Origin of the sequence: Paenibacillus andongensis (assembly GCF_025369935.1) — a bacterium.
GTDB lineage: Bacteria > Bacillota > Bacilli > Paenibacillales > NBRC-103111 > Paenibacillus_E > Paenibacillus_E andongensis.
The window spans coordinates 647,247-669,718 of record NZ_CP104467.1 but is presented as its reverse complement, the minus strand read 5'-3'; the positions used below and the strand labels follow the sequence as shown (position 1 = coordinate 669,718).

Annotated in this window: 19 protein-coding genes; 4 read left to right on the top strand and 15 right to left on the bottom strand. The window is 47.6% G+C overall.

Going from position 1 to position 22,472, the window contains the following annotated elements; translation table 11 throughout:
• The first annotated feature begins 17 nt into the window (after positions 1 to 17).
• Entirely contained in the window at positions 18 to 143 is a 126-nt protein-coding gene (locus NYR53_RS03130; protein WP_235549231.1) for a DUF6254 family protein, read from the top strand.
• Between the two features lie 119 nt (positions 144 to 262).
• On the opposite strand, the gene NYR53_RS03125 is transcribed toward NYR53_RS03130, so the two are convergent.
• The 13 genes from NYR53_RS03125 to NYR53_RS03065 all read right to left on the bottom strand — a co-directional run bounded on the left by NYR53_RS03125 (position 263) and on the right by NYR53_RS03065 (position 15,226).
• Positions 263 to 3,268: an alpha-mannosidase gene (locus NYR53_RS03125; RefSeq protein ID WP_261303884.1), complete on the bottom strand. Its 3,006-nt coding sequence runs from the start codon at positions 3,266 to 3,268 to the stop codon at positions 263 to 265.
• A gap of 608 nt (positions 3,269 to 3,876) precedes the next feature.
• Positions 3,877 to 4,017, bottom strand: a complete 141-nt coding sequence (locus NYR53_RS03120; RefSeq protein ID WP_261303883.1) for a substrate-binding domain-containing protein — start codon at positions 4,015 to 4,017, stop codon at positions 3,877 to 3,879.
• 150 nt (positions 4,018 to 4,167) lie between these two features.
• Positions 4,168 to 5,052, bottom strand: a complete 885-nt coding sequence (locus tag NYR53_RS03115) for a VOC family protein (protein ID WP_261303882.1) — start codon at positions 5,050 to 5,052, stop codon at positions 4,168 to 4,170.
• Between the two features lie 84 nt (positions 5,053 to 5,136).
• Complete coding sequence (locus tag NYR53_RS03110) at positions 5,137 to 5,799, bottom strand: bifunctional 2-keto-4-hydroxyglutarate aldolase/2-keto-3-deoxy-6-phosphogluconate aldolase (protein ID WP_261303881.1); 663 nt, start codon at positions 5,797 to 5,799, stop codon at positions 5,137 to 5,139.
• Positions 5,800 to 5,828: 29 nt separating this feature from the next.
• Positions 5,829 to 6,806, bottom strand: a complete 978-nt coding sequence (locus NYR53_RS03105) for a sugar kinase (RefSeq protein ID WP_261303880.1) — start codon at positions 6,804 to 6,806, stop codon at positions 5,829 to 5,831.
• A gap of 182 nt (positions 6,807 to 6,988) precedes the next feature.
• Positions 6,989 to 8,500 carry a glycerol kinase GlpK gene (gene glpK, locus NYR53_RS03100; RefSeq protein WP_261303879.1) on the bottom strand — a complete coding sequence of 504 codons (1,512 nt, stop codon included), beginning with the start codon at positions 8,498 to 8,500 and terminating at the stop codon, positions 6,989 to 6,991.
• 176 nt (positions 8,501 to 8,676) lie between these two features.
• Positions 8,677 to 9,537, bottom strand: coding sequence for an inositol monophosphatase family protein (locus tag NYR53_RS03095; RefSeq protein ID WP_261303878.1), 861 nt, complete (start codon positions 9,535 to 9,537; stop codon positions 8,677 to 8,679).
• A 190-nt stretch (positions 9,538 to 9,727) separates the two neighbouring features.
• Entirely contained in the window at positions 9,728 to 10,498 is a 771-nt protein-coding gene (fabI, locus tag NYR53_RS03090; protein WP_029194483.1) for an enoyl-ACP reductase FabI, read from the bottom strand.
• A gap of 100 nt (positions 10,499 to 10,598) precedes the next feature.
• The gene (gene uvsE / locus NYR53_RS03085) at positions 10,599 to 11,588 is read right to left on the bottom strand and encodes a UV DNA damage repair endonuclease UvsE (protein WP_261303877.1); all 990 of its coding nucleotides are present in this window, start codon (positions 11,586 to 11,588) and stop codon (positions 10,599 to 10,601) included.
• Between the two features lie 152 nt (positions 11,589 to 11,740).
• Positions 11,741 to 12,052 carry a hypothetical protein gene (locus tag NYR53_RS03080; protein WP_261303876.1) on the bottom strand — a complete coding sequence of 104 codons (312 nt, stop codon included), beginning with the start codon at positions 12,050 to 12,052 and terminating at the stop codon, positions 11,741 to 11,743.
• Positions 12,053 to 12,695: 643 nt separating this feature from the next.
• The gene (locus tag NYR53_RS03075; RefSeq protein ID WP_057303481.1) at positions 12,696 to 13,013 is read right to left on the bottom strand and encodes a hypothetical protein; all 318 of its coding nucleotides are present in this window, start codon (positions 13,011 to 13,013) and stop codon (positions 12,696 to 12,698) included.
• A 6-nt stretch (positions 13,014 to 13,019) separates the two neighbouring features.
• A complete protein-coding gene (locus tag NYR53_RS03070) occupies positions 13,020 to 14,168 on the bottom strand; it encodes a D-alanine--D-alanine ligase (RefSeq protein ID WP_261303875.1) in 1,149 nt (382 codons plus the stop codon).
• A 38-nt stretch (positions 14,169 to 14,206) separates the two neighbouring features.
• Positions 14,207 to 15,226, bottom strand: coding sequence for an amidase domain-containing protein (locus NYR53_RS03065; RefSeq protein ID WP_261303874.1), 1,020 nt, complete (start codon positions 15,224 to 15,226; stop codon positions 14,207 to 14,209).
• A 195-nt stretch (positions 15,227 to 15,421) separates the two neighbouring features.
• On the opposite strand from NYR53_RS03065, the gene acnA reads away from it, so the two are divergent.
• Both acnA and sleB read left to right on the top strand, forming a co-directional pair.
• The gene (gene acnA / locus NYR53_RS03060; RefSeq protein WP_261303873.1) at positions 15,422 to 18,139 is read left to right on the top strand and encodes an aconitate hydratase AcnA; all 2,718 of its coding nucleotides are present in this window, start codon (positions 15,422 to 15,424) and stop codon (positions 18,137 to 18,139) included.
• Positions 18,140 to 18,387: 248 nt separating this feature from the next.
• Positions 18,388 to 19,047, top strand: coding sequence for a spore cortex-lytic enzyme (sleB, locus tag NYR53_RS03055; protein WP_261303872.1), 660 nt, complete (start codon positions 18,388 to 18,390; stop codon positions 19,045 to 19,047).
• Positions 19,048 to 19,151: 104 nt separating this feature from the next.
• On the opposite strand, the gene NYR53_RS03050 is transcribed toward sleB, so the two are convergent.
• Positions 19,152 to 20,057, bottom strand: a complete 906-nt coding sequence (locus NYR53_RS03050; protein WP_261303871.1) for a cation diffusion facilitator family transporter — start codon at positions 20,055 to 20,057, stop codon at positions 19,152 to 19,154.
• Between the two features lie 127 nt (positions 20,058 to 20,184).
• On the bottom strand, positions 20,185 to 20,928 hold the full coding sequence (locus tag NYR53_RS03045; RefSeq protein ID WP_261306262.1) for an IclR family transcriptional regulator: 744 nt from the start codon (positions 20,926 to 20,928) through the stop codon (positions 20,185 to 20,187).
• A 399-nt stretch (positions 20,929 to 21,327) separates the two neighbouring features.
• Between NYR53_RS03045 and NYR53_RS03040 the strand changes: the two genes are divergently transcribed.
• Entirely contained in the window at positions 21,328 to 22,347 is a 1,020-nt protein-coding gene (locus NYR53_RS03040) for an alpha/beta hydrolase (RefSeq protein WP_261303870.1), read from the top strand.
• Positions 22,348 to 22,472 lie beyond the last annotated feature (125 nt).

Below are 22,472 nucleotides of genomic sequence, written 5' to 3'. Positions count from 1 at the left end.
ATAGGAGGTTTTTAGCTATGAGCCACTCGAAACGCCGCGATGAAGCAGCATGGAAAAGCCGCAAACAAGCTCAGCATCCACATGGTAAGGTGAAGTCTCTGGAGGAATTCGCCAGTGAATATGAAGCGGAACATAAGAAGTAAGTAACCCCCTCCCCCGTCGAATGAGGGACCAACACAAAGAACCCGGTAATCTCGTTTCTAATGAAACGCGGTTATCGGGCTCTTTGGTATCCATGCACTAGGAAGTCCTAAGTTGGCATTTAATGTGATAAGCGAATGAGTACGGTTTTAATCTCGAACGGCGTAAAGGAAAGCTGGTAGTGTCCCTCCTCGCCTTTCAGCGTCTCTAAGGGGGTTTCCATCAAATCGGTTAGCACAGCCTCCCGGTGAGGAAGATGAACCGAAAGCTTGATATCGCCATTCGCTCCCGAAGTTTCGTAAAGTCGAACCACGAGAGCCTCTTCGTCCTCCGCTTTTTTCACCGCTTCAATCATGACCTTTGCGCCTTCAATCTCAAAGCCGGAGTACTTCTTCGGCAGTCCGCCTTGTTCCGTACTCGCCAAGACCGCGGATATCGGAGCATTTAATTCATAGCCTTGCTTGTAAACTTCTGCTTGGATGAAATCTCCTTCATGCGGCAATATGGCGTATACGAATTGATGTTGCGCCCTGTCGCAAGTCGGATCCGGATGCGATGGACTGCGAAGTAAGTTAATATCCATAACGTTGCCTTTAACACTATACCCATACTTGCAATCGTTCAAGAGAGCGACACCGAAGTCTGGTTGGGAAAGATCAATCCATTGATGAGCGCATATTTCGTCCTTAGCGTAATCCCACAACGTATTTCGGTGAGTCAGTCTTTTGAGATGACCGAATTGAATTTCGCAATTCACTTGATCGGCATACACATTGACTGGGAAAGCAGCACGCAGCATTTTACTGTCTTCCTGCCAGTCGACATCCGTTTCAAAATCGATTCGTTTGCTGCCCGACGTTAGAATAACTTTTTGTGTGAGTACGGATTTGCCATACTGATACTCTTGCTCAACTACTGCTTTTGGTCCACTGACGTAAGCCTTCGATTGCATGAGCTTCATCTGCGCAGGCTTCGTTCCTGCATAATCCTCAGGGAAGTCCCATGCATCGCCGTCATCATGATATATGGATAACACGTTCCCGGCTTCGCCGGCAGCGATTATTTCTCTACCCAACTCTTTATCGAAAATTGATAAAATGCTTCCGTCCGACCTAAACGCTATCTTGATCAACTCGTTCTCGAGTATTTCGCTCACAGCCGTTACTTCGAATGAAGAGCCTTGTTGTAAGACTGCCGTATCTATCACCTGATAGCCCATAGCAGGAGTCGTGACCTGTATCCATTGATGATTTAGCTGCATCCATTCGCTGCGTTCCCATGGAAGGGAGTTAAAGACGACCATCGGACGTTCTGCTCCCTGCGTCCCTATGGAGGATGCAAAGCCGCGGTACATTTGATCGGTTAGCTCCGTTACTTTAGCTAGTAATATTTCGTATCGCTCCAGGGATTCGTCGAATACACGCTTAATAGATGAACCGGGCAAAATATCGTGGAATTGGTACAACAGCACTTCCTTCCAGATCGTTTCAAGCTCCTCGGACGGATATTCCTTACCGTATGCGAAATGGAGAGAAGCAGCGAATTCCAGCTCCCTGAGCGCCTTTTCAATTTTCCGGTTATATCGTTTATTGCGAGCTTGGCTGGTAAGCGTCCCTTGGTGCTTCTCTAGGTAGAGTTCACCTTTCCATGTCTTATATTTCTCTTTATTCGCAGCCAGCTTCTCGAAAAAGTTCAGAGCAGGCTCCTGTTTCACCGGGATAAGCCCTTGGAGATTTCGCTCACGCTGAAGGCGCTCCAGGTGCTCTTCCCCCGGTCCGCCGCCGCCGTCTCCGATTCCGAACACGACAAGGCAATGGTCGGATACATTTTTGTCCAAATAATCTCTTTCAGCCTTTAGAATCGACCTTGGCAGCGCAGGACCATTGTAAGTATCTTCTGGCGGCAAATGCGTCAACACGCGGCTTCCGTCCAGCCCTTCCCAGAAAAACGTATGATGCGGATGATCATTATGGACGTTCCACGACAGCTTCTGCGTCATCACATACTCAACCCCGGACTTCTGCAGAAGCTGCGGCAAACTGGCCGAATATCCAAAAATGTCCGGAACCCAAAGCATCTTCATATCTTGACCGAATTCCTGCTGGAAAAAACGTTTCCCTAAGAGGATTTGCCTTACAAGCGCTTCTCCTCCCGCAATATTGGAGTCCGGCTCCACCCACATGGCGCCTTGTACTTCCCATCGCCCTTCAGCAATGCGCTGCTTGACCTGAGCATATAATTTGGGATGCTGCTGCTTAATCCACTCGTACAATTGAGGCTGACTGGCTCCAAATACATAATCGGGGTACTGCTCCATCATCCGCAGCGCCGTTGCAAAAGTCCGAGCCCCTTTGCGGTATGTCTCACGAATAGGCCACAGCCACGCCAGATCGATATGCGCGTGTCCAATCGCCGTAGCCGTCAGTGTTGGATCCCCACCCTGCTTGCTTAATGCCGGAGCCAGAATTCGTCTAGCCTGCGCCACGTTCTCATCCGTTATATCCCTGAGCAATAGATGAACGTCATAAAGGGCCTGAAGAATACGCGCTCTTCTTGCAGATTGATCCTCTAGATGCTTGGCCAGATCGAGCAGCACCTCATAATCGTAAAACAGCTGTCTCGTTTCCTCCCTGCAGATGGCAATTTGAGCCTCTTTCAGCGTTCCGCTCCGGTAGCGCCCAAACAAATCGTTATTGCCAGCGTCAGCCCAGAGGTCGATAACTTCTTCCCCCGATGCGCTAGAAACGATATGTACGACGCGTTTGCCAGGCAGGCCTAGCGTTAAGTCAAACTCCGAGTTCACGTTTGTGAGCCCTTGTGTCGGTGTTCCTTCCCCATCAACAAGACATAGTTCTCCGTTTACATCAATCAGCAGCACGATCTTGCTTCCAGCAGCCGACCGCGGCACTTCACCCTGGAAATGAAACCAGGCACAGTCCCACAGCTCCCCCCACTTTTCGCCTGGGCGAACTTCGAGACGTTGTCCCGACATTCTTTGTTCGAATGATACGGGCTCCTTCGTTACGTAAGCGATGGCTGACAGGGAAGCTGCTGGCTTGTAGATATGATTTTCGATTCGATTAAGCGACTCCTTAAGGGTTTCCACCTTGATTGGCGTGTATGGCATTTAGAGCTGCACCGTCCTTTGATCATTTGTTATGAGAAAAATGTTTAATGTTATACGTCTTTTATTGCCTATAAACATATAACAAATAATAAATATGTCATATATATCATATATTTTAATGTTTTGAGCTGATAAATACAAGCAAAAAAACTGACCACGGCTGCAAAGCCATAGATCAGTCTCTTACGTTTTCTTATTCTTGCTGAGGTATTGGCCCCGACGTCTGTTTGACAACCAATCTCGGTCCCAAAATTACTCTGCTATTTTAAAGTTGGGTTCGATTCCCTTTGATAGGAAAGGATTACTTACTGTTCGTTCTAGGAGTACTATTTTTCAACGGCTTAAAATAACTGCGAAAGTGCAGGTATTTTGCTAAAATTGTTTCAGAAGTGGAAAATCCTGCTAATATGCAGGAATTTTTAGTTTTTCCATCCTGAAATTAAAAAAAGATCGAAAAGCCTGCACAATCGCAGGAATTTACCAATATGGGCTATTTAAAGAAAAAAAGCATGCACAATTGCAGGATTACCAAACCCACAGTCACGCTTCTCGTTAAAGTTCGCTCCCCATCCCAAAACACTTATTCTTTTTTATATGATAAATAAGGGTTAATCTCCGTTTAACCCCAAGCCCAAAATATATAAATTCTTATATGTGGACAAATCTTCCGGTACGCGGAGCCCTTCAAGCTTAGCGATAGACAAAATGTGTACACCGATGGATGCTGATCCAGCAGTATTGATAATCAAAGAACCCCCTTCTGCAAAATAGGACCAAATTGTTGTACATTATACAACAACAAAGGGATATAAGAGGGATTTAGGCTGCAATTGTTGCACTTTTTACAACATCATTCACCTAGCGAGAATATACATAACTCATGCAAGCCGTAACCGAAATTAATAGCCATGAAGTTCACGAATTCGTTCCACAGCTCGTACATGATGCCTAGCATGCCCTGCCATCATTTTGAGCAATCTAGCAACTGACTCTTCGCGGTTATTTGCAGTTATAACTGTCCGCTCAAGCGCACCAGGGAGATGTTCACATAGTCCAAGGATATGCTGTCTCAAACTGCGAAAAAGCTGCACTTCGTATGTTATTGGCCTCGACGCATAATGAAGACTGACACTCCAATCGTCCTGCGAAAAAGGATTTCCATGGTAGGTACGCCCCGACTCTGCTAGGGCAAATTTCACTTTGTGAATCGTGACTAATTCCAAATCAATTAGGTGCAAAACTTGTTCACGAATCGACCATTTGCCCGGAGCTTCCGTTACATTGAGCTGCTCGTCAGAAAGGCCATCTACGGCACATTCCAACTCATCTATACCATCAGCGTACATCTTCCTAATTTCATCATCCGAAGCAAAAAGTTCCTCCCAGAAAACGAAGGTATACCCATCAATGGCAGGAACAATAACCTTACGAATATGCCCCGGCTCTTCCTCTTTTCTCAGCTCATTCCATCCGTTTTCTTGCAAGCTTTTTTCCACTTCTTTAACAGAGCTAACCCCTATATAAACGAGATCCCCCGCTTTAGGGCTATAGGACTTAGGCTGCAACCACCGAGTTAGGTAAGCCTCTTGTAATTCATGCTCCTGCTTGGTTAGCTGACCTCTCTGTTTCAATACAACTTCATCATTCAACCCAATGCGAAGCAATGCTGCATGGCCCTCAGACGCCGCCTCCACCAATTCCCAACCAAGCTGTTCTATATAAAAAGACACGGACTCTTGAAAATTATCGACCTGCAGCACCAGCTTCGCTTTGCCATGATTCATCGTCTCTTTCCTTTCATGATCAGACTACTATTCACCTTCAAAAAAATACGCTCCGTCATCATTTCGACGGAGCGTACGCATTTCCTACTTCTTGGCCGCTTGGTAGGCCTCGATATATTGAACCGCCTTCTTGGCGACAAGGCTGTAGTTACCGGTTTTGACGGCTTCGCTAGTCAAATCGGAACCGATGCCGACGGCAACCGCGCCGGCCTGGATCCACTCGCCGAGGTTGCTCAGCGAGACGCCGCCGGTCGGCATGATGTTCGCCTGCGGCAACGGACCTTTAATGGCCTTAATCATCGCGGGCGAGTAAAGATTGCCCGGGAAGAGCTTGACGATATCGACGCCGAGCTCAAGCGCCGTCTGAATCTCCGCAATCGTCATGCACCCTGGCATGACGGGAACTCTGTAACGGTTGCAGAGCTCAACCGTTTTCGGGTTAAGCGATGGGCCGACAACGAACTCGGCCCCGCTGAGGATCGCGGCACGCGCCGTCTCGGGGTCAAGGGCTGTGCCCACCCCGATGATCGCGTACTTGGCCGCGTCCTGCGCTGTGCTCGAGTAGCGCTTCGCGAGCTCCTCGATCGCGCGCAGCGCGTAAGGCACGGTCATTGTGACCTCGATGACCTTAATACCGCCGGCAATGGCTTGATCGGCCATTTCCACGACTTCTTCTGGCGTATCGCCACGTAGAACAGCAACGACACCTTCACTGGATATTTGTTGGATAAGTTTAATTTTTTTCATTAGAATCTACACCCTTCTATTTCAAGCATTTAGCGTTCAATATGTTTAACATCATTAAGTACAGCCTCTACTTGTTCCCAAGTCGGAGCGCCTTCCCAGTCACCTTCAGTCTGAACGATCAAGGAGCCCACGAGGTTACCGATGCGCACGGCATCCACATATGCGTACTCTTTTAGCAAGCCAATCAAAAAGCCCGCACAAAAACCATCACCCGCCCCAACCGTATCAACCACATGCTCCGCTTTGAAATAAGGAATTGCTGTAACGCTATCTGCGGTTACGACGTACGTCTCATTTTCTCCACCTTTGACGATGGATATCGCGGATAATTCACGCAGCTTACTAACGATAACATCCCAGTCTTCCGTCTGGTAGAGCAGCTTCAGTTCATCTAAACCAGGTAAGAAAATATCAGACAGCTTAGCCAGTTCTAACAGCACGGGACGCGCCTCTTCGATACGCCAAAGCTTCAAACGCAGATTAGGATCAAAGCTGACCTTGACGCCATGCTTACGAGCCATGCGAACAGCTTCGAAAGCCGCCTCTTTACAAGACTCGCTTAAGGCAGGAGTGATGCCTGTGATATGCAGGATTTTGGCCCCAGCGATATAAGCCTCATCCAAATGCTTTGCGCTCATGTGACTAGCAGCTGAATTTTTGCGATAGTAGTAGACTGACGTTTTGCCCATAAGAACTTCACGCATCATTAGCCCCGTAGGAGCTTCAGCAGTCAACTCAGCACGTGAAACATCGACGCCTTCACCACGGATTTTTTTGAAAATCATGCGGCCTAATGGATCTTTGCCTAATCGTCCGAACCAGCCGACCTTGCCGCCAAGCCGCGATATACCAATAGCTACATTACTTTCAGCACCGCCAAACAAGCTGTGAAGCTCAGAAGAATATTCCAATCCCTTGCCACCGGAGGGCATGAGCAATGCCATCGTTTCCCCAAATGTGATGATCTCCGGGCCAGATCCTGAATGCGATTGTGTATTTGCCGTCATAGAAGCTCTCCATCCATTTCCCGATCACGCCTGTGCGTGTCCAGTTAATTGAAACGTTTAAATAAACGATATAACTCATATTATAGAGCATATTGAGCGTTTAGACCAGACTTGACTTACCGCCGTGCACAGCGTCCAGGATCTTCGGTCATGCGACGGTTGGCAATCTCAATAATCTCTCTCTAGGCCAATTGCTCTTTCTTCTGTTTATAGCCCATAGTTGCTTGAACCGCTGCTTTCCAGCCTTCATATAACCCATCGCGCTCAGCAGGTTCCATGGATGATTCGAACGTACGCTCGATCACTTTGTTCTGGATAATATCTTGCTTGCCTGCCCAGTAGCCAACAGCTAGACCAGCCAGATAAGCTGCGCCAAGCGCTGTCGTTTCCAGTACGCGTGGGCGATCTACGGCGGCGCCTAAAAGATTGGCCTGGAACTGCATCAGGAAGTTGTTCGCCACAGCGCCTCCATCAACCGCCAACTTTTGTAATTGGATGCCCGAATCTGCTTCCATAGCTTCCAGCACATCTTTCGTTTGGTAGGCCAAGGATTCTACTGCTGCACGTATAAAGTGGTCCTGCGTCGTGCCACGCGTCAACCCAAAGATCGCGCCCCGAGCTTCCATATCCCAGTAAGGTGCGCCTAATCCTACAAAAGCAGGCACGAGATACACGCCTTCCGTGCTAGCTACAGCAGCTGCGTGCTTCTCAGAATCAGATGCCTTCTCAATAAGTTTAAGACCGTCTCGCAACCACTGAATCGTAGCGCCCGCAACGAAAATGCTGCCTTCCAGCGCATACTCCACTTTACCATCCAAGCCCCATGCAATCGTAGTCAGCAGTCCGTTCTGGGAAGCAACCGCTTTGGAGCCCGTGTTCATAAGCATAAAACAACCTGTACCGTAAGTATTTTTGGCCATGCCTTCTTCGAAGCAAGCCTGTCCGAACAATGCCGCTTGCTGGTCACCAGCGATTCCGGCGATAGGAATTTGAACTTCAAACAAACTTTTGGACGTTTCACCGTACACTTCACTGGAAGGACGAACGTCTGGCAGCATGGATGCAGGGACATTCAGCATGTTTAGCAGCTCTTGATCCCATTGCAATTCGTGGATGTTGTACATCATCGTTCTCGATGCGTTGGAATAATCCGTCACATGGACCTTACCATCAGTCAATTTCCAAATCAGCCAAGTATCGATGGTGCCGAACAACAATTGGCCGTTGTCGGCTTTTTCTCTAGCGCCTTGCACGTTGTCCAGTATCCATTTCACTTTCGTACCGGAGAAATACGCATCGATCAGCAGTCCTGTTTTCTGGCGCACTTTCGGATCAAAACCCTTCTCCTTCAATTCATTACAAATGTCCATGGTTTGTCGGCTTTGCCAAACGATGGCGTTGTACACAAGTTTGCCCGTAAGTTTATCCCAAACAACCGCTGTTTCACGTTGGTTCGTGATCCCGATAGCTGCGATCTGGTGCGGGTGCACATGATTTTGGATCAAAACTTCTTTAAGTACCTCAAGCTGCGTCTCCCAAATCTCCTCGGCATTATGCTCAATCCAACCTGGTTTCAGGTAAATTTGCGTAAACTCTTTTTGAGTAACCCCCATAATGGCACCGGATTTATCAAATAAAATAGCACGAGAGCTCGTCGTTCCTTGATCTAATGAAAGCACGTATTTCTTTTCCATGGTCATCAACCTCCAAATGTATAAAAAAGAAAACAGCAAGCTATCCCAAATGCACGCATGGTTACGTACAATTTGAAATAAACTTGCTGTTCTCCTAGGCTCCGCAGCTAAATTAAATTATAGGTTTATCATACTTTAAGCAGCTGGATTGTCAACACCAGATAATCTTCTCAAGCTTACAAACCTGTCGCTCCCGCTCCAGCCAACTCTTGCTGAAGTTCGTCATGAATTTGACCATTGGTAGCAAGCACGTTTCGCACGGTAAGCTTGTATGGGTTACCAGCTGTATCGCTCACTTTACCGCCGGATTCTTGAATCAACAACGAGCCTGCCGCAACATCCCATGCGCTGAGACCAATCTCCCAGAACCCGCTTAATCGTCCTGCTGCGACGTAAGCCATGTGCAGCGCTGCTGACCCACCTGAGCGAAGATTCCTTACCTTCGACGCCAAAGCCAGCGTCCCTTTAAGATTGATCGGGAGCGCCCCGTCACGGTCTGCAGGAAAGCCGGTTGCAACCAAGCTCTCGGATAGCTTGCTATCAAGCGAAACCGTCGTCTTATTGCCGTGCATGTAGGCGCCTTTCCCTTTTTCAGCAACGAACAACTCGTCACGCGAAGGGTCATAGACGACACCTACAATAATTTCACCTTTATGTGCCAGCGCAATCGAAACAGAGAAGAATGGAAAGCCATGAACAAAGTTCGTCGTCCCATCAATCGGATCCACGATCCAGAGATACTCCTCATCGCTCATCGCTTGAAGCGCTTTGGCTGATGCCTCTGGTCCAGGCTCTACGCCTTCCTCGCCAAGAATGGAGTGATCTGGAAAATGAGTCATAATCAAATTACGAATTAGCTTCTCTGAACCTTTGTCCACCTCAGTAACCAAATCTTGCGAGGAGTACTTCGTATCCACGCTATTAATGTCCCCCAGCTTGCTCTTAATCCACTGCCCAGCCTTGGCTGCCGTATTAATAGCCACCGCTGTAAAGCTCTTACTGCCCACCACGAAAGGCTCCACCTTACTATCTACCATTTATATCAACTCTTTCTTTTCATTAATTTAATCGGTAACTCCAGTATAGTAAATTATACGGTTTTAATACTAGTGCGTTTCATCCCAAAATATTCGTATAATTTTACACTTTATCTAGAATCAGCCTGTTTTTTCCGTAAAAAAAACCGTATCACCCATAAGGCAATACGGAATTTCTAAGTATGCAGGATTAAATGCCAACGATATGATATCCGCCATCTACATAGATAACTTCACCCGTGATGCCGCGGGACAGATTGCTCATGAGGAACATCGCTGTGTCGCCTACTTCGGCTGTATCCGTTGTTTTGCGCAGCGGCGCTTTCTCTTCCACTTGGCGCAGGATGGAGTTGAAATCTTTGATGCCCTTGGCAGCCAAGGTACGAATCGGGCCAGCGGAGATACCGTTCACGCGAATGCCGAATTGGCCGAGGTCATTCGCCAGGTAGCGCACGCTAGCTTCCAGCGCTGCTTTGGCAACGCCCATGACGTTGTAGTTCTTCATCGCACGCTCAGCGCCGAGGTAGGTCATCGTCATGATGCTGCCGCCCTCTGTCATCAGCGGGTAAATCCGTTTGGATACCGCTACAAGGGAGTACGCGCTGATATCATGCGCTAATGCGAAACCATCACGCGATGTGTCAACGAATAGCCCGTCCAGCTCTTCGGTTTTAGCAAAAGCAATACTATGTACGAGACCGTGAAGCACACCGAACTTCTCTTTGAGTGTAGATGCAAGTGTTTCGATCTCAGCATCTACCGTTACGTTGCAAGGCATCAAGGTTGAGCCTGGAATCGTGTCCGCGAGCTTACGAACGCGTTCCTCAACACGCTCATTTTCAAACGTAAACACAAGATTAGCTCCTTGTGCCGCTAAGGATTGAGCAATAGCCCAAGCGATGCTGCGGTCGTTGGCAACACCCATTACAAGTATATTTTTTCCAGTTAACAATTGACTCATGGTATTAAGAAGCCCCTCTCACAATGGATTGTGCGTCGTTCATTCCCACTCTCCAAAGTACCCCATTTTGTCCAACAATTCAAGATTTAAATCTGAATAGTTATAGCTGGATTGAGGCTTGATCAAGAACCGAAACTCCCTCTTGCATTTTGAGGTCTTCCATGAGGCGAAATAATGCTCCATCTTTCATCTTCGCTTCAATCATAATATCGAGCTTTGGCGTGGTTGACGCAATCGCACGTAGGAATGCGAAAAGAGGTCCTACCTCCACGTAATCAGCATGACTTCTTGGTTCACTTTCACTTTTTGGACTTGAAACATGGATCTTCGGCGGGAGTACGATTGCAGCCTGTTCGGACTGCTCACTCTCCTGTCTCGACCATGTTTGTCGGATCCGCGGCCAGAGATCTGCCGCATCCTCCCCGTTGTTATTGACCGCATGATGATGAATATCCAGCACCATAGGCGCTCCCACCTTTTCTGCAATATCCAGTGTCTCTTGCGCAGTAAAGGTTTTATCATCATTCTCAAGGGTGAGCCGCCTCTGAACTTCAGGTCGCAACGTGGAAAAATTCTGAATAAATCGCTTCGCCGCTTTCTCTTTATCGCCGTAGGAACCACCAACATGAATATTGCACATGGCTTCCACACCCAGCCCCATCGCGTTAAGCATAGCCGTATGCCGCTCTAGATCCTCCACTGATTTCCGCAGCACATCTTCCTTTGGCGTACTCAGCACGGTGAAATGATCCGGATGAAAGCTAACGCGCATACCAGATTGCTTAGCGTAGCTGCCAAGCTCTTGGAATTCCGCTGATAGTATGGTAATAGGGTCCCAGTCACCTAACATTTCATGCCCAATGAGCGGGATCAGCCTGGAGGAAAAACGAAAAACCATGATATCATGCGCACGATTGTGCCTAAGCAATCTAAGCGTATTTTGCAGATTCTCAGAACCGAGTCGCTCAAGCTTCCGAATGGCCGCATCTCGGTCCAGAAGCTTGCTGAAGTTCGTGACTGTCATCGTTTTGGACGGGGATGCGTTCTTGACTACCGTCGACATAGCCACATAGCCAAGGCGAATAATCATGCGAGGTTAACCTCCAAAAAGAGTGAGTATGCAAGGATAAAGGACTTAAATCATCCATATTGAAGAATGCATTTGTTAAGTTGATGCAAAAAGTCCTTTCATAGGGTACCCTCTGGTGCAGCCGCACATACACAACTCATCTAAATTTAGAACTACATGGATGCCATGATTTTGAAGCTGATAAAAGACGAAATCGCCAGCGGCAGCAGGCTTAACGCTAGCATACCGTACTTGGTGCCCCGATCTTCTTTTCGCAAACACAAATAGTTTCCGATAAACCAAACTAATAAATAGACGCAAAGCACCCCAGCAGCCATATACCGATCATGCATCGTTGGAGGCGACATAAAGCCATAAAACCCAAAGATCATATAAATTAGTGCATATGGGGTTGGTATGCCTAACCCAATATTGAAAAGCCAATAGGCAATAAACTTCCTGTCCGTCAAAAACGTTTGTCTCATTCTCTTCACGCTCCAATCTGAATATCTACTAGGTACATTGTAGTTCTTCGAGGGAGATAGAATAAGTACTAAGTTCTTGTAGTACCTATGGTGGGAGTGAACTTTTGAGTGGGGGTACTTTACCGTCTCGTGCATGCGTTAGTGATATTGCTAATGAGCGGAAAATCGGCTTTTTCGGCTGCAAATTCATCATTTAAGCATGTTTTTCATCGTTATGATAAAATCCCGTACAACATCAAGCCATATCTTTTCGGTTTCCAACAAGTCAAACAAATAAACTTCACTGTCTGCTGACCAGCCCGACCAGCCTCGACCTGCAAAAAGTACATCTTATTTTAAAGGATTGCCGTTTTCAAGGTGCTTACCTGTAAAACCTGCATCTCATTTGCTCGAAAAGCGCTTACAGCGAATAAAGTGGTCGATTATGATGTATCTTTTGCAGGTCATCCACTATAATTCTACTTTTTGTATGTTTTATCATGCATAAAATGCAGGTTGTTCATCTGCTGCCAGAAGGTTGCTGCTTACGGACAACTGCGGCTTCTTCTTTTTGTTTTGTTCCTTTTTGCTTCCCGGCTACCGTCTTATATTGCAAAAAAACACCGTCCATATCGGACGATGCCTTCTACTTTACGCTATGCGGCTATGCTTGCTCACCAAAAAACATCTCATAAGCAAGAGAGGTCTGAATCCGAGATTCTTCCTCCGTCAGACGGCGAATGAGCTCCATCTCTACTTGCGTGACTTCATCGCCTTGGAAATTGATTTCCGCAATGGAAGCAACGATTCGGACAATGGCAATCGCTTGATTCTCAGGTGTGTATGCAATGACCTTCTGACCGGTTGGGAAGACGCGGAAACCGCTCTTCACCATTTTGCCGCGGCCATACTCTAGAAGCTCATAGAGCTCCTGCGCGGACTTAAACTTGCAGACTGAATTGAACTCCGTTTGAAATCCCATTTGCATCTACTCCACATCAAAAGAATATTGGATACTCTGCTTCGCTGTATGCCGTTCGATAGCCAGACGAATAAGATCGTCCAGCAGCTCTGTGTATGGTTTACCGGTTTCTTTCCATAGCAGCGGGTACATGCTGAATGGTGTAAAGCCCGGCATCGTATTGATTTCATTGATGTAGATTTTCTGATCGATTTTGCCTAAGAAAAAATCAACACGGGACAAGCCGCTGCCGTCCACTGCCAAGAAAGCCTGAAGCGCCAGCTGTCTAATCTGTTCGGCCGTTTCGGCGGGGATGTCTGCAGGAATAACCATCGCTGATTTGCCGTCCATATATTTCGCTTTGTAATCGTAAAATTCGTTTGAGGACACGATTTCACCAGCAACAGAAGCAATAGGTTCATCATTGCCCAAAACAGCTACTTCAATCTCGCGGGCATCGATATTCTCTTCAATAATGACTTTACGATCATATTGAAAAGCGAAATTAACCGCCTTAATTAATTCTTCTTGATTTCTTGCTTTGGAAATACCGACACTCGAGCCTAGATTAGCAGGCTTCACGAAGCACGGATATCCGATTGCCGTTTCGAGCTCGACCAGGTGATACGCACGGTTCTTTTCCCACTCGGTACGAGTGAAATGACGGAAAACACACTGAGGAAGACCTTCTTGTGCGAAGACCTTCTTCATCATGACTTTATCCATTCCAACAGCTGATGCAAGCACGCCTGCACCTACATATGGAATGTTGGCCATTTCAAGTAATCCTTGAATGGTCCCATCTTCACCGAATGTGCCATGTAAAAGCGGGAAAATAACATCTATGCCTGTGTCGTTCGTTCCGACTGTATTCGTTGCGGCAATAGCCACATCGCCTTTTGTCTGAATGGCCCCGAATATCGGTGCCAAAGCATTGGAAGCAGGTGCGGCTGCTGCAGTCTCTCCACTGCTAAAAGTCAGTACTTCCTTGGACTCAGCCGGACCTAATAAGGGTGCACCGCTTCTCCATTCGCCTTTTTTGGATATATAGAACGGTATGATGTCATATTTATTGAAGTCCACAGCTTTCATAACCGCCAATGCTGTTTGCAAGGACACGTCATGCTCTCCGGATTTCCCCCCATAAATAAGTCCAATTCGTATTTTGCGGCTCATTACGTACCTCCGTCTAGTATTTGCGTTTAATCTTCCTATTACATTTCATCAGCGACTCGAACGAAAACGTACCTCGTCCTCTCTGTCCAAGCAGGTGAATCCTTATAAGCCCAATAGCGATTTCGGCTGTTATATGTATGCGCATTAACCAACGGCATCCCGTTTGCATCTTTGCCTATCACAATCGTATTGTGCTGATAGCGGCCATCGCCATCCCAGTCGTAGCTAATTGTATCTCCCGGTTGAAGTTCTCTCGGATCATCTACAGCATGCCCTTTCAGACCTCTGCGGCTACGGGAGAGGAATGTTTGTAAGCTGTTGGCAACCGCCCAACTAAAGCTCCAAAGCTCGTGATTGCCTTTTTTGCCAGCATACCACCAGCCCAAATCCCTTTTCCCAGTATAGTCCATCGGAGCCCCGCCTGCAAAGAGGCACTGCGAGACAAAATTCGTGCAGTCGACTTCAAATTCCTCGTATTTCGGATTCGGGGTTTGCCACCAAGTTTCTGCATACTGGACCACTTTGGCACGATTATAAATGATTTTGCGAGGAGCTGATTCCTGAGCACCGCTGTTGAGTATACTATAATTGATATAAGGAAGTGAGGGCGCTCTGCGGAGCCCATCCACAGACACGTCAAGATCCGGCAAAAAGACACCTCGGCGCTTGCTCGGAAGCGACTTTTCTCCGTTGATTGATTCTGTGTATCTGACCTGCCAGCGGTTCGCCGCGCTATCAATGAAAACACGTTCAGGTTCAATACGTTCCTCAAGATGTTCGACGGATCCAATCCGATAATTTAGAAACCGATGTAATTGGATATCCGCGATAATCATTTGGGGCGATTCTTTGACACCAGTAAGACGCAGCTTCGTTTCTCCACGCAGCAATTTGGCATCACGGTCGCGGTAACTGTCCAGGAGCCTTCGTACCTTGACATCCTGTTTCCGTACATAAGCGCTGTCTGAGACATAAGCTTCCAAAGGTGCAGCAGAGCCTTCAATCTCTGCCTGGTTCTTAGCGTGAACGTAGTTATAGAGCGCTGTTTTCCAGGACATCTTGGTATCCTCCTTAGGACGAGCCCGAATTGCTTTGAATTGATTCAATATATGACATTTTGACGGTAAAAATGATTGAAATTAATCTTTACTCATACACAGCGAAACGCTATACTTGATGTAGAGGGATTAATGAAATTGAGTTTCATTAGATGAAACCAATGGATGATCAATAATAATGAGGAGGAATTACCCATGTCCAATAAGGACTCTTTTTCTGTGCGTAAGCAGTTAACTGTGGGCACGAAATCGTTCCAGTATTACAGTCTTCCTGACTTCGAAAACCAAGGCCACGGAACTGTTAGCAATTTGCCTGTCTCCATTCGCGTATTGCTCGAAGCCGCTATTCGTCAATTCGACGGTCGTGCCATTACAAGTGAACACGTGAAACAAATCGCTGGTTGGGCTGAAGGCCGCGATGAAAACAAAGAAATTCCTTTCATTCCTGCTCGTATCGTTCTTCAGGATTTCACAGGCGTTCCCGTCGTTGTTGACCTTGCGGCAATGCGTGCGACGATGGCTCGTGAAGGCGGAGATCCTAAACGGATCAACCCACTCGTTCCTGTAGACCTTGTTATTGACCACTCTGTTATGGTCGATGCTTTCGGATCCCCGGATGCACTTGACTACAACATTAACCTAGAGTTCGAAAGAAACGAAGAGCGTTACCGTTTCCTACGTTGGGCACAAACGGCGTTCGATAACTTCCGTGCAGTTCCACCTTCAACAGGTATCGTTCACCAAGTTAACTTGGAGTATCTGGCTTCCGTAGCAGCAACGAAAACGGTTGATGGCGAAACGGTTGTTTACCCAGATTCCCTCGTAGGTACAGATTCCCATACTACAATGATCAACGGACTTGGTGTTGTTGGTTGGGGCGTAGGCGGTATTGAAGCTGAGGCTGGTATGCTTGGACAACCGCTTTACTTCGTAGCTCCTGACGTTGTTGGTTTCAAATTGACAGGCCACCTGGCAGAAGGCGCTACAGCAACTGACTTGGCTCTGACTGTTACACAAATTTTGCGTAAAAAAGGCGTTGTTGGTAAATTCGTTGAGTTCTTCGGTCCTGGTCTGAGCAACATTTCCTTGGCTGACCGTGCAACCGTAGCGAACATGGCTCCTGAGTACGGCGCAACAATCGGTTTCTTCCCAGTCGACAACGAAACGTTGAACTACCTGAGAAGCACAGGTCGTGACGCAGATCAAATCGCACTTGTAGAAGCTTACTACAAAGCACAAGGCATGTTCCGTACAGACAGCACTCCAGATCCTCAGTTCACTGATGTCATCGAACTTGATCTTGGCGCAGTAGTACCAAGCTTAGCTGGTCCTAAACGTCCGCAAGACCGTGTTGAGCTTACGAACATGAAGGAGTCTTTCAACTCCATCATCCGTACTCCTATCGACAAAGGCGGCTATGGCCTTACCGATGAGAAAATCGAAGAAGTCGTTGATGTTGTTTATCCAAATGGCGAAACTGTCCAAATGGGTACAGGCGCAGTTGTCATCGCGGCAATCACTTCCTGTACAAACACATCGAACCCAAGCGTAATGCTAGGTGCCGGACTTGTAGCGAAAAAAGCGGTAGCTCGCGGTTTGAGAAAACCAACTTTCGTTAAGAGCTCTTTGACACCAGGTTCCTTGGTAGTTACTGAGTACTTGATTAAAGCAGGCTTGCTTGAGCCTCTAGAAGCCCTAGGCTTCCACGTTGCAGGCTATGGCTGCGCAACTTGTATCGGTAACTCCGGTCCGCTTCCAGAAGAAGTAAGCAAAGCTATCATCGACAACGATATGACAGTGGCTGCCGTTATTTCCGGTAACCGTAACTTCGAAGGCCGCGTACATGCTCAAGTAAAAGCAAACTACCTGGGATCACCTCCACTGGTTGTTGCCTATGCACTTGCAGGAACAGTGAACATTGATTTGGCTAACGATCCAATCGGCTACGACCAAAGCAATCAGCCTGTCTACCTCAAAGACATTTGGCCTACAAACCAAGAGATTCAAGAAGCTCTTGGCGTAGCAATGAGCGCTGACATGTTCCGTGATAAATACAGCAACGTATTCCGTGCGAATGAGCGTTTCAACCAAATCGCGATTCCAGAAGGCGATCTGTATGAGTTCGACACGAACTCCACATACATTCAAGAGCCTCCGTTCTTCACAGATTTGGGCACGGTTCTTGATGATATCGCAGATATTCGCAATGCCAAAACGTTGGCACTTATGGGCGATTCCGTTACAACGGATCACATCTCCCCTGCCGGCAACATTAAAGTTGATAGCCCTGGAGGTAAGTACCTCATCGAGCATGGCGTGAAAAAAGAAGACTTCAACTCCTACGGTTCCCGTCGTGGTAACCACGAAGTGATGATGCGCGGAACGTTCGCGAACATCCGTATTCGTAACCAAGTGGCACCAGGAACAGAAGGCGGCGTAACGACTTACCTGCCAACTGGCGAAGTTGAATCCATCTACGATGCTTCCATGAAGTATCAAGCTGAAGGCCAAAACCTCGTCGTTATCGCGGGTAAAGAGTACGGAACTGGAAGCTCCCGTGACTGGGCGGCAAAAGGTACATTCCTACTTGGCGTCAAAGCCGTTATCGCTGAAAGCTTCGAGCGTATTCACCGCAGTAACCTTGTTGGTATGGGCGTTCTTCCACTTCAATTCACTGAAGGTAATGGTTGGAAAACACTAGGTATCACAGGTCGTGAAACATTCGATATCACTGGTCTGAGCAACGACGTACAACCAGGTTCCACTGTAAAAGTTACAGCTACTCGTGAAGATGGTACAACATTCGAGTTCAATGCACTTGTGCGTCTGGACAGCATGGTTGACGTAGATTACTACCGTAATGGCGGTATCCTGCAAACCGTTCTTCGTCAAATCATTTCTGAGAAAAACTAAAACGAATACAGCAAAACACACACAAAACGCATATTACACAGCAAAAGTCCGGGATTGCCTTAAATGGCGGTCTCGGACTTTTTTATACATGAAATGGAAAAAGAGATGCATGCAGGGAGCCATTTTATCGTAAAATGAACCCGCCTTCGCCCTTACAGCCCCAAGGCATTTACTTACATTTCCAAAAACTGCGGGTTGAGCCCTTCCACCTAGGCACCTATACTGAGAGAACGAAAGGGGAGATGACGATGAAGTTGATCAAAAAACTCGTCCTTGTCGTGCTGTTTGCTTCGATTGGTTTAGGTTTTACCGTAAGTGCATGGAGCCAACCGACATCAGCGGCAGGGGCTACATTGAAGCAAGGCAGTCAAAACGGTGATGTCTGGGACGCTCAGTTCCGACTCGAGACTTTAGGCTACTATCAACAATCTGCAGATGGCAAATATGGTCCGATTACGGCTGCTGCTGTTCGCAATTTTCAATATAATTATGGTCTAACCGTTGACGGCATGATTGGAGCGAAAACATGGGAGACTTTGCGCAACTATTCGGTGAATCAAGCTGAATTGGATATGTTGGCGAAAGTGATTTACAGCGAGGCTCGCGGTGAATCCTATGAAGGACAAGTTGCCGTAGGGGCCGTTGTCATGAATCGTCTACAATCGAGTAAGTTCCCAAACTCCATTCAAGGCATTATATTTGAACCTGGGGCTTTTACAGCCGTTAGTGACGGCCAATACTGGCTGAAGCCGGATGCGACAGCCTACATGGCCGCGCAGGACGCTGTTCGCGGCTGGGACCCTACCAAGGGTGCCCTGTACTATTTTAATCCCGATACAGCGACGAGCAAATGGATCTGGTCACGTCCGCAGACTGTGCGGATTGGGCATCATATTTTTGCTGGGTAATGCAAACACCTCTACCGAAAGCCGCTCCATGGTGAGCGACCTCGACTAGAGGTGTTTTTACATAGATATGCGAATTAGCGGATCAGGAGGATTAAGAGTTATGATCAATCTCCGTCTGATGTAGCAGACTCCTCATACCAAGGATTCAAATGTACCAGCACCTCATCCACATCACTATGCGCTTCTTTGATCTTTTGCTTAATACGGCGGCTAATGTCATGGCCTTCTTGGATGGTTAATTTACCTGAAACAGCAAGTCTGGCGTCAACTAATATGTAATGACCGTGCTCTCTGGCGCGCAGGCGGTCGATCCGTTTAACCTCTGGGACTGATCGGATCAATGCCGCGTATTGTTCAATGTACGCCGTACTTACACTGCGCTCCATGAGAATATCGAAAGACTCGCTGCCCATTTCGTATGCCAATTTCAGCACTAAAAAAGAAACGATGATACCAGCCACAGGGTCGCCAAAAGCCAATATGCTATAGTCGTAATGATCCCCGATTAAGGCCAAACCTATGCCGACCGAAGCCGCAATCGAAGCATATACATCAGCTAAATGATCATATGCAGTGGCAATTAATCCTTTGCTGTTAACCTTTTGGCCGATACGCTTCGTATAGATATAAAGAATTTGCTTCCAAACTAGCGAAATGATCGCCGCGATAAATGCAATGATATGCGCCTCTCCTGCTGGCTCAAAAAGCGCATGAATGGAGTGGTAGCCCATATAAATGGCTGCTCCACCTAAGATGATAGCGACAATGAAGGCTCCGAGCACCTCGGCTTTGCCATGACCGTAGGGATGATCAATATCCGCCGGTTTGGAGGAAACGCGCATCGAGCTATATGCCGTTGCGGTTGCTATGACATCTCCCGCGTTATGGATGCCGTCCGCGATAAGCACTTGGCTTTTGAAATTGAGGCCGACGATGATTTTGAGGGCGGTCAGCACGATATTACTGGCAAGACTGATCCAGATCGCCAGCATCGAGGCTGTCTTATTCATCACTTGCCACTCCCTTTCCCTCTTCTAGTATGACCTCCTAGAAGCAAAGCATCCGTCATCCTGACGACGGATGACGGGTAGGGCCGCGGCTTCGCGCCAGCACGAAGCCAGGAGAAAGGACGATGCGCTAGCGCAGCATCGTTCCCATACGCCGCGCCGCCTCCACAATGAGCGGCGCCTGCTCTTGCATCAGCTCCAGCGTGAGCCGGTTCGCTGGACCCGAGACCGCGAGGGCGGCCACAAGCCGGCCGCCGCGGTCCAGAACCGGTGCGGACACAGCCGCCGCACCGGGTTCGCGCTCTTCGACGCTCGTGGCGAAGCCAGCGCGTCGGGTGTCACTGAGCTGCTGCAGGAACGCAGACTGATCTAGCCCAGTCGGCCAATCGGCCGAGGCTAGAAGCTGCTCCTGCAGCGCTGGCTCAGCGAAGGCGACGAGCACCTTGCTCGAGGCGCCGACGTATAAGGGCATTCGCGCCCCGACTGGGGCAACGCGGCGAATGGCGTGGTTGCTCTGTACGGCTTGGACGCGTACACGCTCCAAGCCGTCCTGCACGTACAACGAGATCGTCTCGCCGAGTTGATCCCGCAGCCGTTCCATCTCCGGCAGCAGAATGATGCCAGGGTCTCCCTCTTTGGAGAGGTTAGCAGACAACTCCCATAGACGATAACCGAGTCTGTATTTATCCGTCGAGCCATCGCGCATGATGAATCCTTTGCCTTCTAGGGATGCCAGAAGGCGGTGCACCGTGCTTTTGTGAAGCTGGGCACGACTTGCTATTTCGGTCAGCGTCAATTCCGACGCCCCGGTGAAACAAAGCATAATATCTAAAGCGCGCTCTACAGCACGCACCGTCAGTTTGCCATCTTCCATCGTTTCCACCACTTTCATCCGTGTGAAAAAAGTTTCACTATATGAAACACAGTTATATTTAGTATAACGAAACTCTTTTAACCCGTAAAGGAGAGACTTTGGTCTTAAACAAAGATCTCTATAATGGAGAGATTTTGTCTCATCCAAAGATCCTTATAAATGGAGAGACTTTGGTCTCGACCAAAGATCCCTATATATGATCAAAAATCTGTGTTCTCATTGTTACAGAACGATTACAAAGGGCTTACAATTAGCGCAACCTCATTGACTTGAAAGCGCATTCAGAATACTATTAAGTTAATGGAATACTTATCTGAATATTTAAACAATTTATTCTCCCTTTAACCTCTAACCCGCAGAAGCATAATCTCACTAATTTAATTGAGGGAGGGTACTACGATGTCAACAACATCTCTAACCCCTGGAACTGGTTCACTACAACCCACACTCGAGCAAGTGGTCACCCGACCGCTTTTGCGCAAAAAAAGGCTGGTTTTCACCATCCTCATTTCATTTCTAATCCTATGCACTTCTTTACTTCTTGGTTTTCACGCCTATATTGCTTGGACACTGGCTAGGCCGCATATTGACCCGCTTTATTCGGATCCGATGAGAGCTGTTGGTCTTCCTTACAACAATGTAACCTTTCCCAGTCTGAATGGCACGTCAAACCTAGACGGTTGGTTCATACCTGGTAAGTCCGACAAAACGGTTATCTTCTCCCATGGTTACGGCGGCAATCGCGAAGAACTCTGGGTTCCCATTTACAACTTAGCCCGCGAGCTTCATTTGCAAAACTACAATGTACTCATGTTCGACTATGGCTATGTGCACCCTAACAGTAAAAGAATTATGACTGGCGGCATTCAAGAATCGCAAGAGCTGCTTGGCGCCATCCATTATATCAAGCAGGTTTCCAGCGGTCCTATCTACATTTGGGGCTTCTCTATGGGAGCAGGAACAGCCTTACAGACTGCTCTTCAAAGTGGCAACGATATTTCGGGGATGATTCTGGACAGCACTTTTTTGCTCAATCCAGACACACTCTATCACAATATGAAGCAAGTCGTTAACGTCCCTAAATTTCCATCTCTACCGCTTGTACGCTTATTCTTCCCTTTGCTCAATGGCGTAAGCTTACAAGAAGTGCCTTACAACAAAGTAACTTCAACAGCTTATCCGATGCCGATTTTCTTCATCCATGGTACGGAAGATTACAAAGCACCCTATGGCATGGTAGAAGATATGTTCAAACAGCAAAAAGACTCCGAATCCAAACTATGGATTATCCCAAAAGCGCAGCATGAGTTGCTGTACCGGGCAGAGCCCAAAACGTATATGCGCCGAACGATGAATTTCCTTAACAGTATCTCGTCTACCCCCTTGCAAGCTAACCTTGGTATTCCCTCCTCCCTATAAAATCGGCCCCTCGCGGGGTCGATATTTTTTTGCCTATAAAAGCTTGTTTCTGCCGCGAGTTTCAAATCTCTTCCTGCAATACGCTACTTTAACAATCTAAATCATCACCATTCCACCAATTTGTC

Bases quoted from the DNA above. Each gene is read 5' to 3' on its own strand.
- NYR53_RS03125 (WP_261303884.1), bottom strand. From the start codon at position 3,268: ATGCCATACACGCCAATCAAGGTGGAAACCCTTAAGGAGTCGCTTAAT.
- NYR53_RS03105 (WP_261303880.1), bottom strand. From the start codon at position 6,806: ATGACGGCAAATACACAATCGCATTCAGGATCTGGCCCGGAGATCATC.
- glpK (WP_261303879.1), bottom strand. From the start codon at position 8,500: ATGGAAAAGAAATACGTGCTTTCATTAGATCAAGGAACGACGAGCTCT.
- NYR53_RS03065 (WP_261303874.1), bottom strand. From the start codon at position 15,226: ATGTCCTGGAAAACAGCGCTCTATAACTACGTTCACGCTAAGAACCAG.
- NYR53_RS03040 (WP_261303870.1), top strand. From the start codon at position 21,328: ATGTCAACAACATCTCTAACCCCTGGAACTGGTTCACTACAACCCACA.
- NYR53_RS03070 (WP_261303875.1), bottom strand. From the start codon at position 14,168: ATGAGCCGCAAAATACGAATTGGACTTATTTATGGGGGGAAATCCGGA.
- NYR53_RS03045 (WP_261306262.1), bottom strand. From the start codon at position 20,928: ATGGAAGATGGCAAACTGACGGTGCGTGCTGTAGAGCGCGCTTTAGAT.
- acnA (WP_261303873.1), top strand. From the start codon at position 15,422: ATGTCCAATAAGGACTCTTTTTCTGTGCGTAAGCAGTTAACTGTGGGC.
- fabI (WP_029194483.1), bottom strand. From the start codon at position 10,498: ATGAGTCAATTGTTAACTGGAAAAAATATACTTGTAATGGGTGTTGCC.
- NYR53_RS03075 (WP_057303481.1), bottom strand. From the start codon at position 13,013: ATGGGATTTCAAACGGAGTTCAATTCAGTCTGCAAGTTTAAGTCCGCG.
- NYR53_RS03130 (WP_235549231.1), top strand. From the start codon at position 18: ATGAGCCACTCGAAACGCCGCGATGAAGCAGCATGGAAAAGCCGCAAA.
- NYR53_RS03115 (WP_261303882.1), bottom strand. From the start codon at position 5,052: ATGAATCATGGCAAAGCGAAGCTGGTGCTGCAGGTCGATAATTTTCAA.
- uvsE (WP_261303877.1), bottom strand. From the start codon at position 11,588: ATGATTATTCGCCTTGGCTATGTGGCTATGTCGACGGTAGTCAAGAAC.
- NYR53_RS03110 (WP_261303881.1), bottom strand. From the start codon at position 5,799: ATGAAAAAAATTAAACTTATCCAACAAATATCCAGTGAAGGTGTCGTT.
- NYR53_RS03095 (WP_261303878.1), bottom strand. From the start codon at position 9,537: ATGGTAGATAGTAAGGTGGAGCCTTTCGTGGTGGGCAGTAAGAGCTTT.
- NYR53_RS03080 (WP_261303876.1), bottom strand. From the start codon at position 12,052: ATGAGACAAACGTTTTTGACGGACAGGAAGTTTATTGCCTATTGGCTT.
- sleB (WP_261303872.1), top strand. From the start codon at position 18,388: ATGAAGTTGATCAAAAAACTCGTCCTTGTCGTGCTGTTTGCTTCGATT.
- NYR53_RS03050 (WP_261303871.1), bottom strand. From the start codon at position 20,057: ATGAATAAGACAGCCTCGATGCTGGCGATCTGGATCAGTCTTGCCAGT.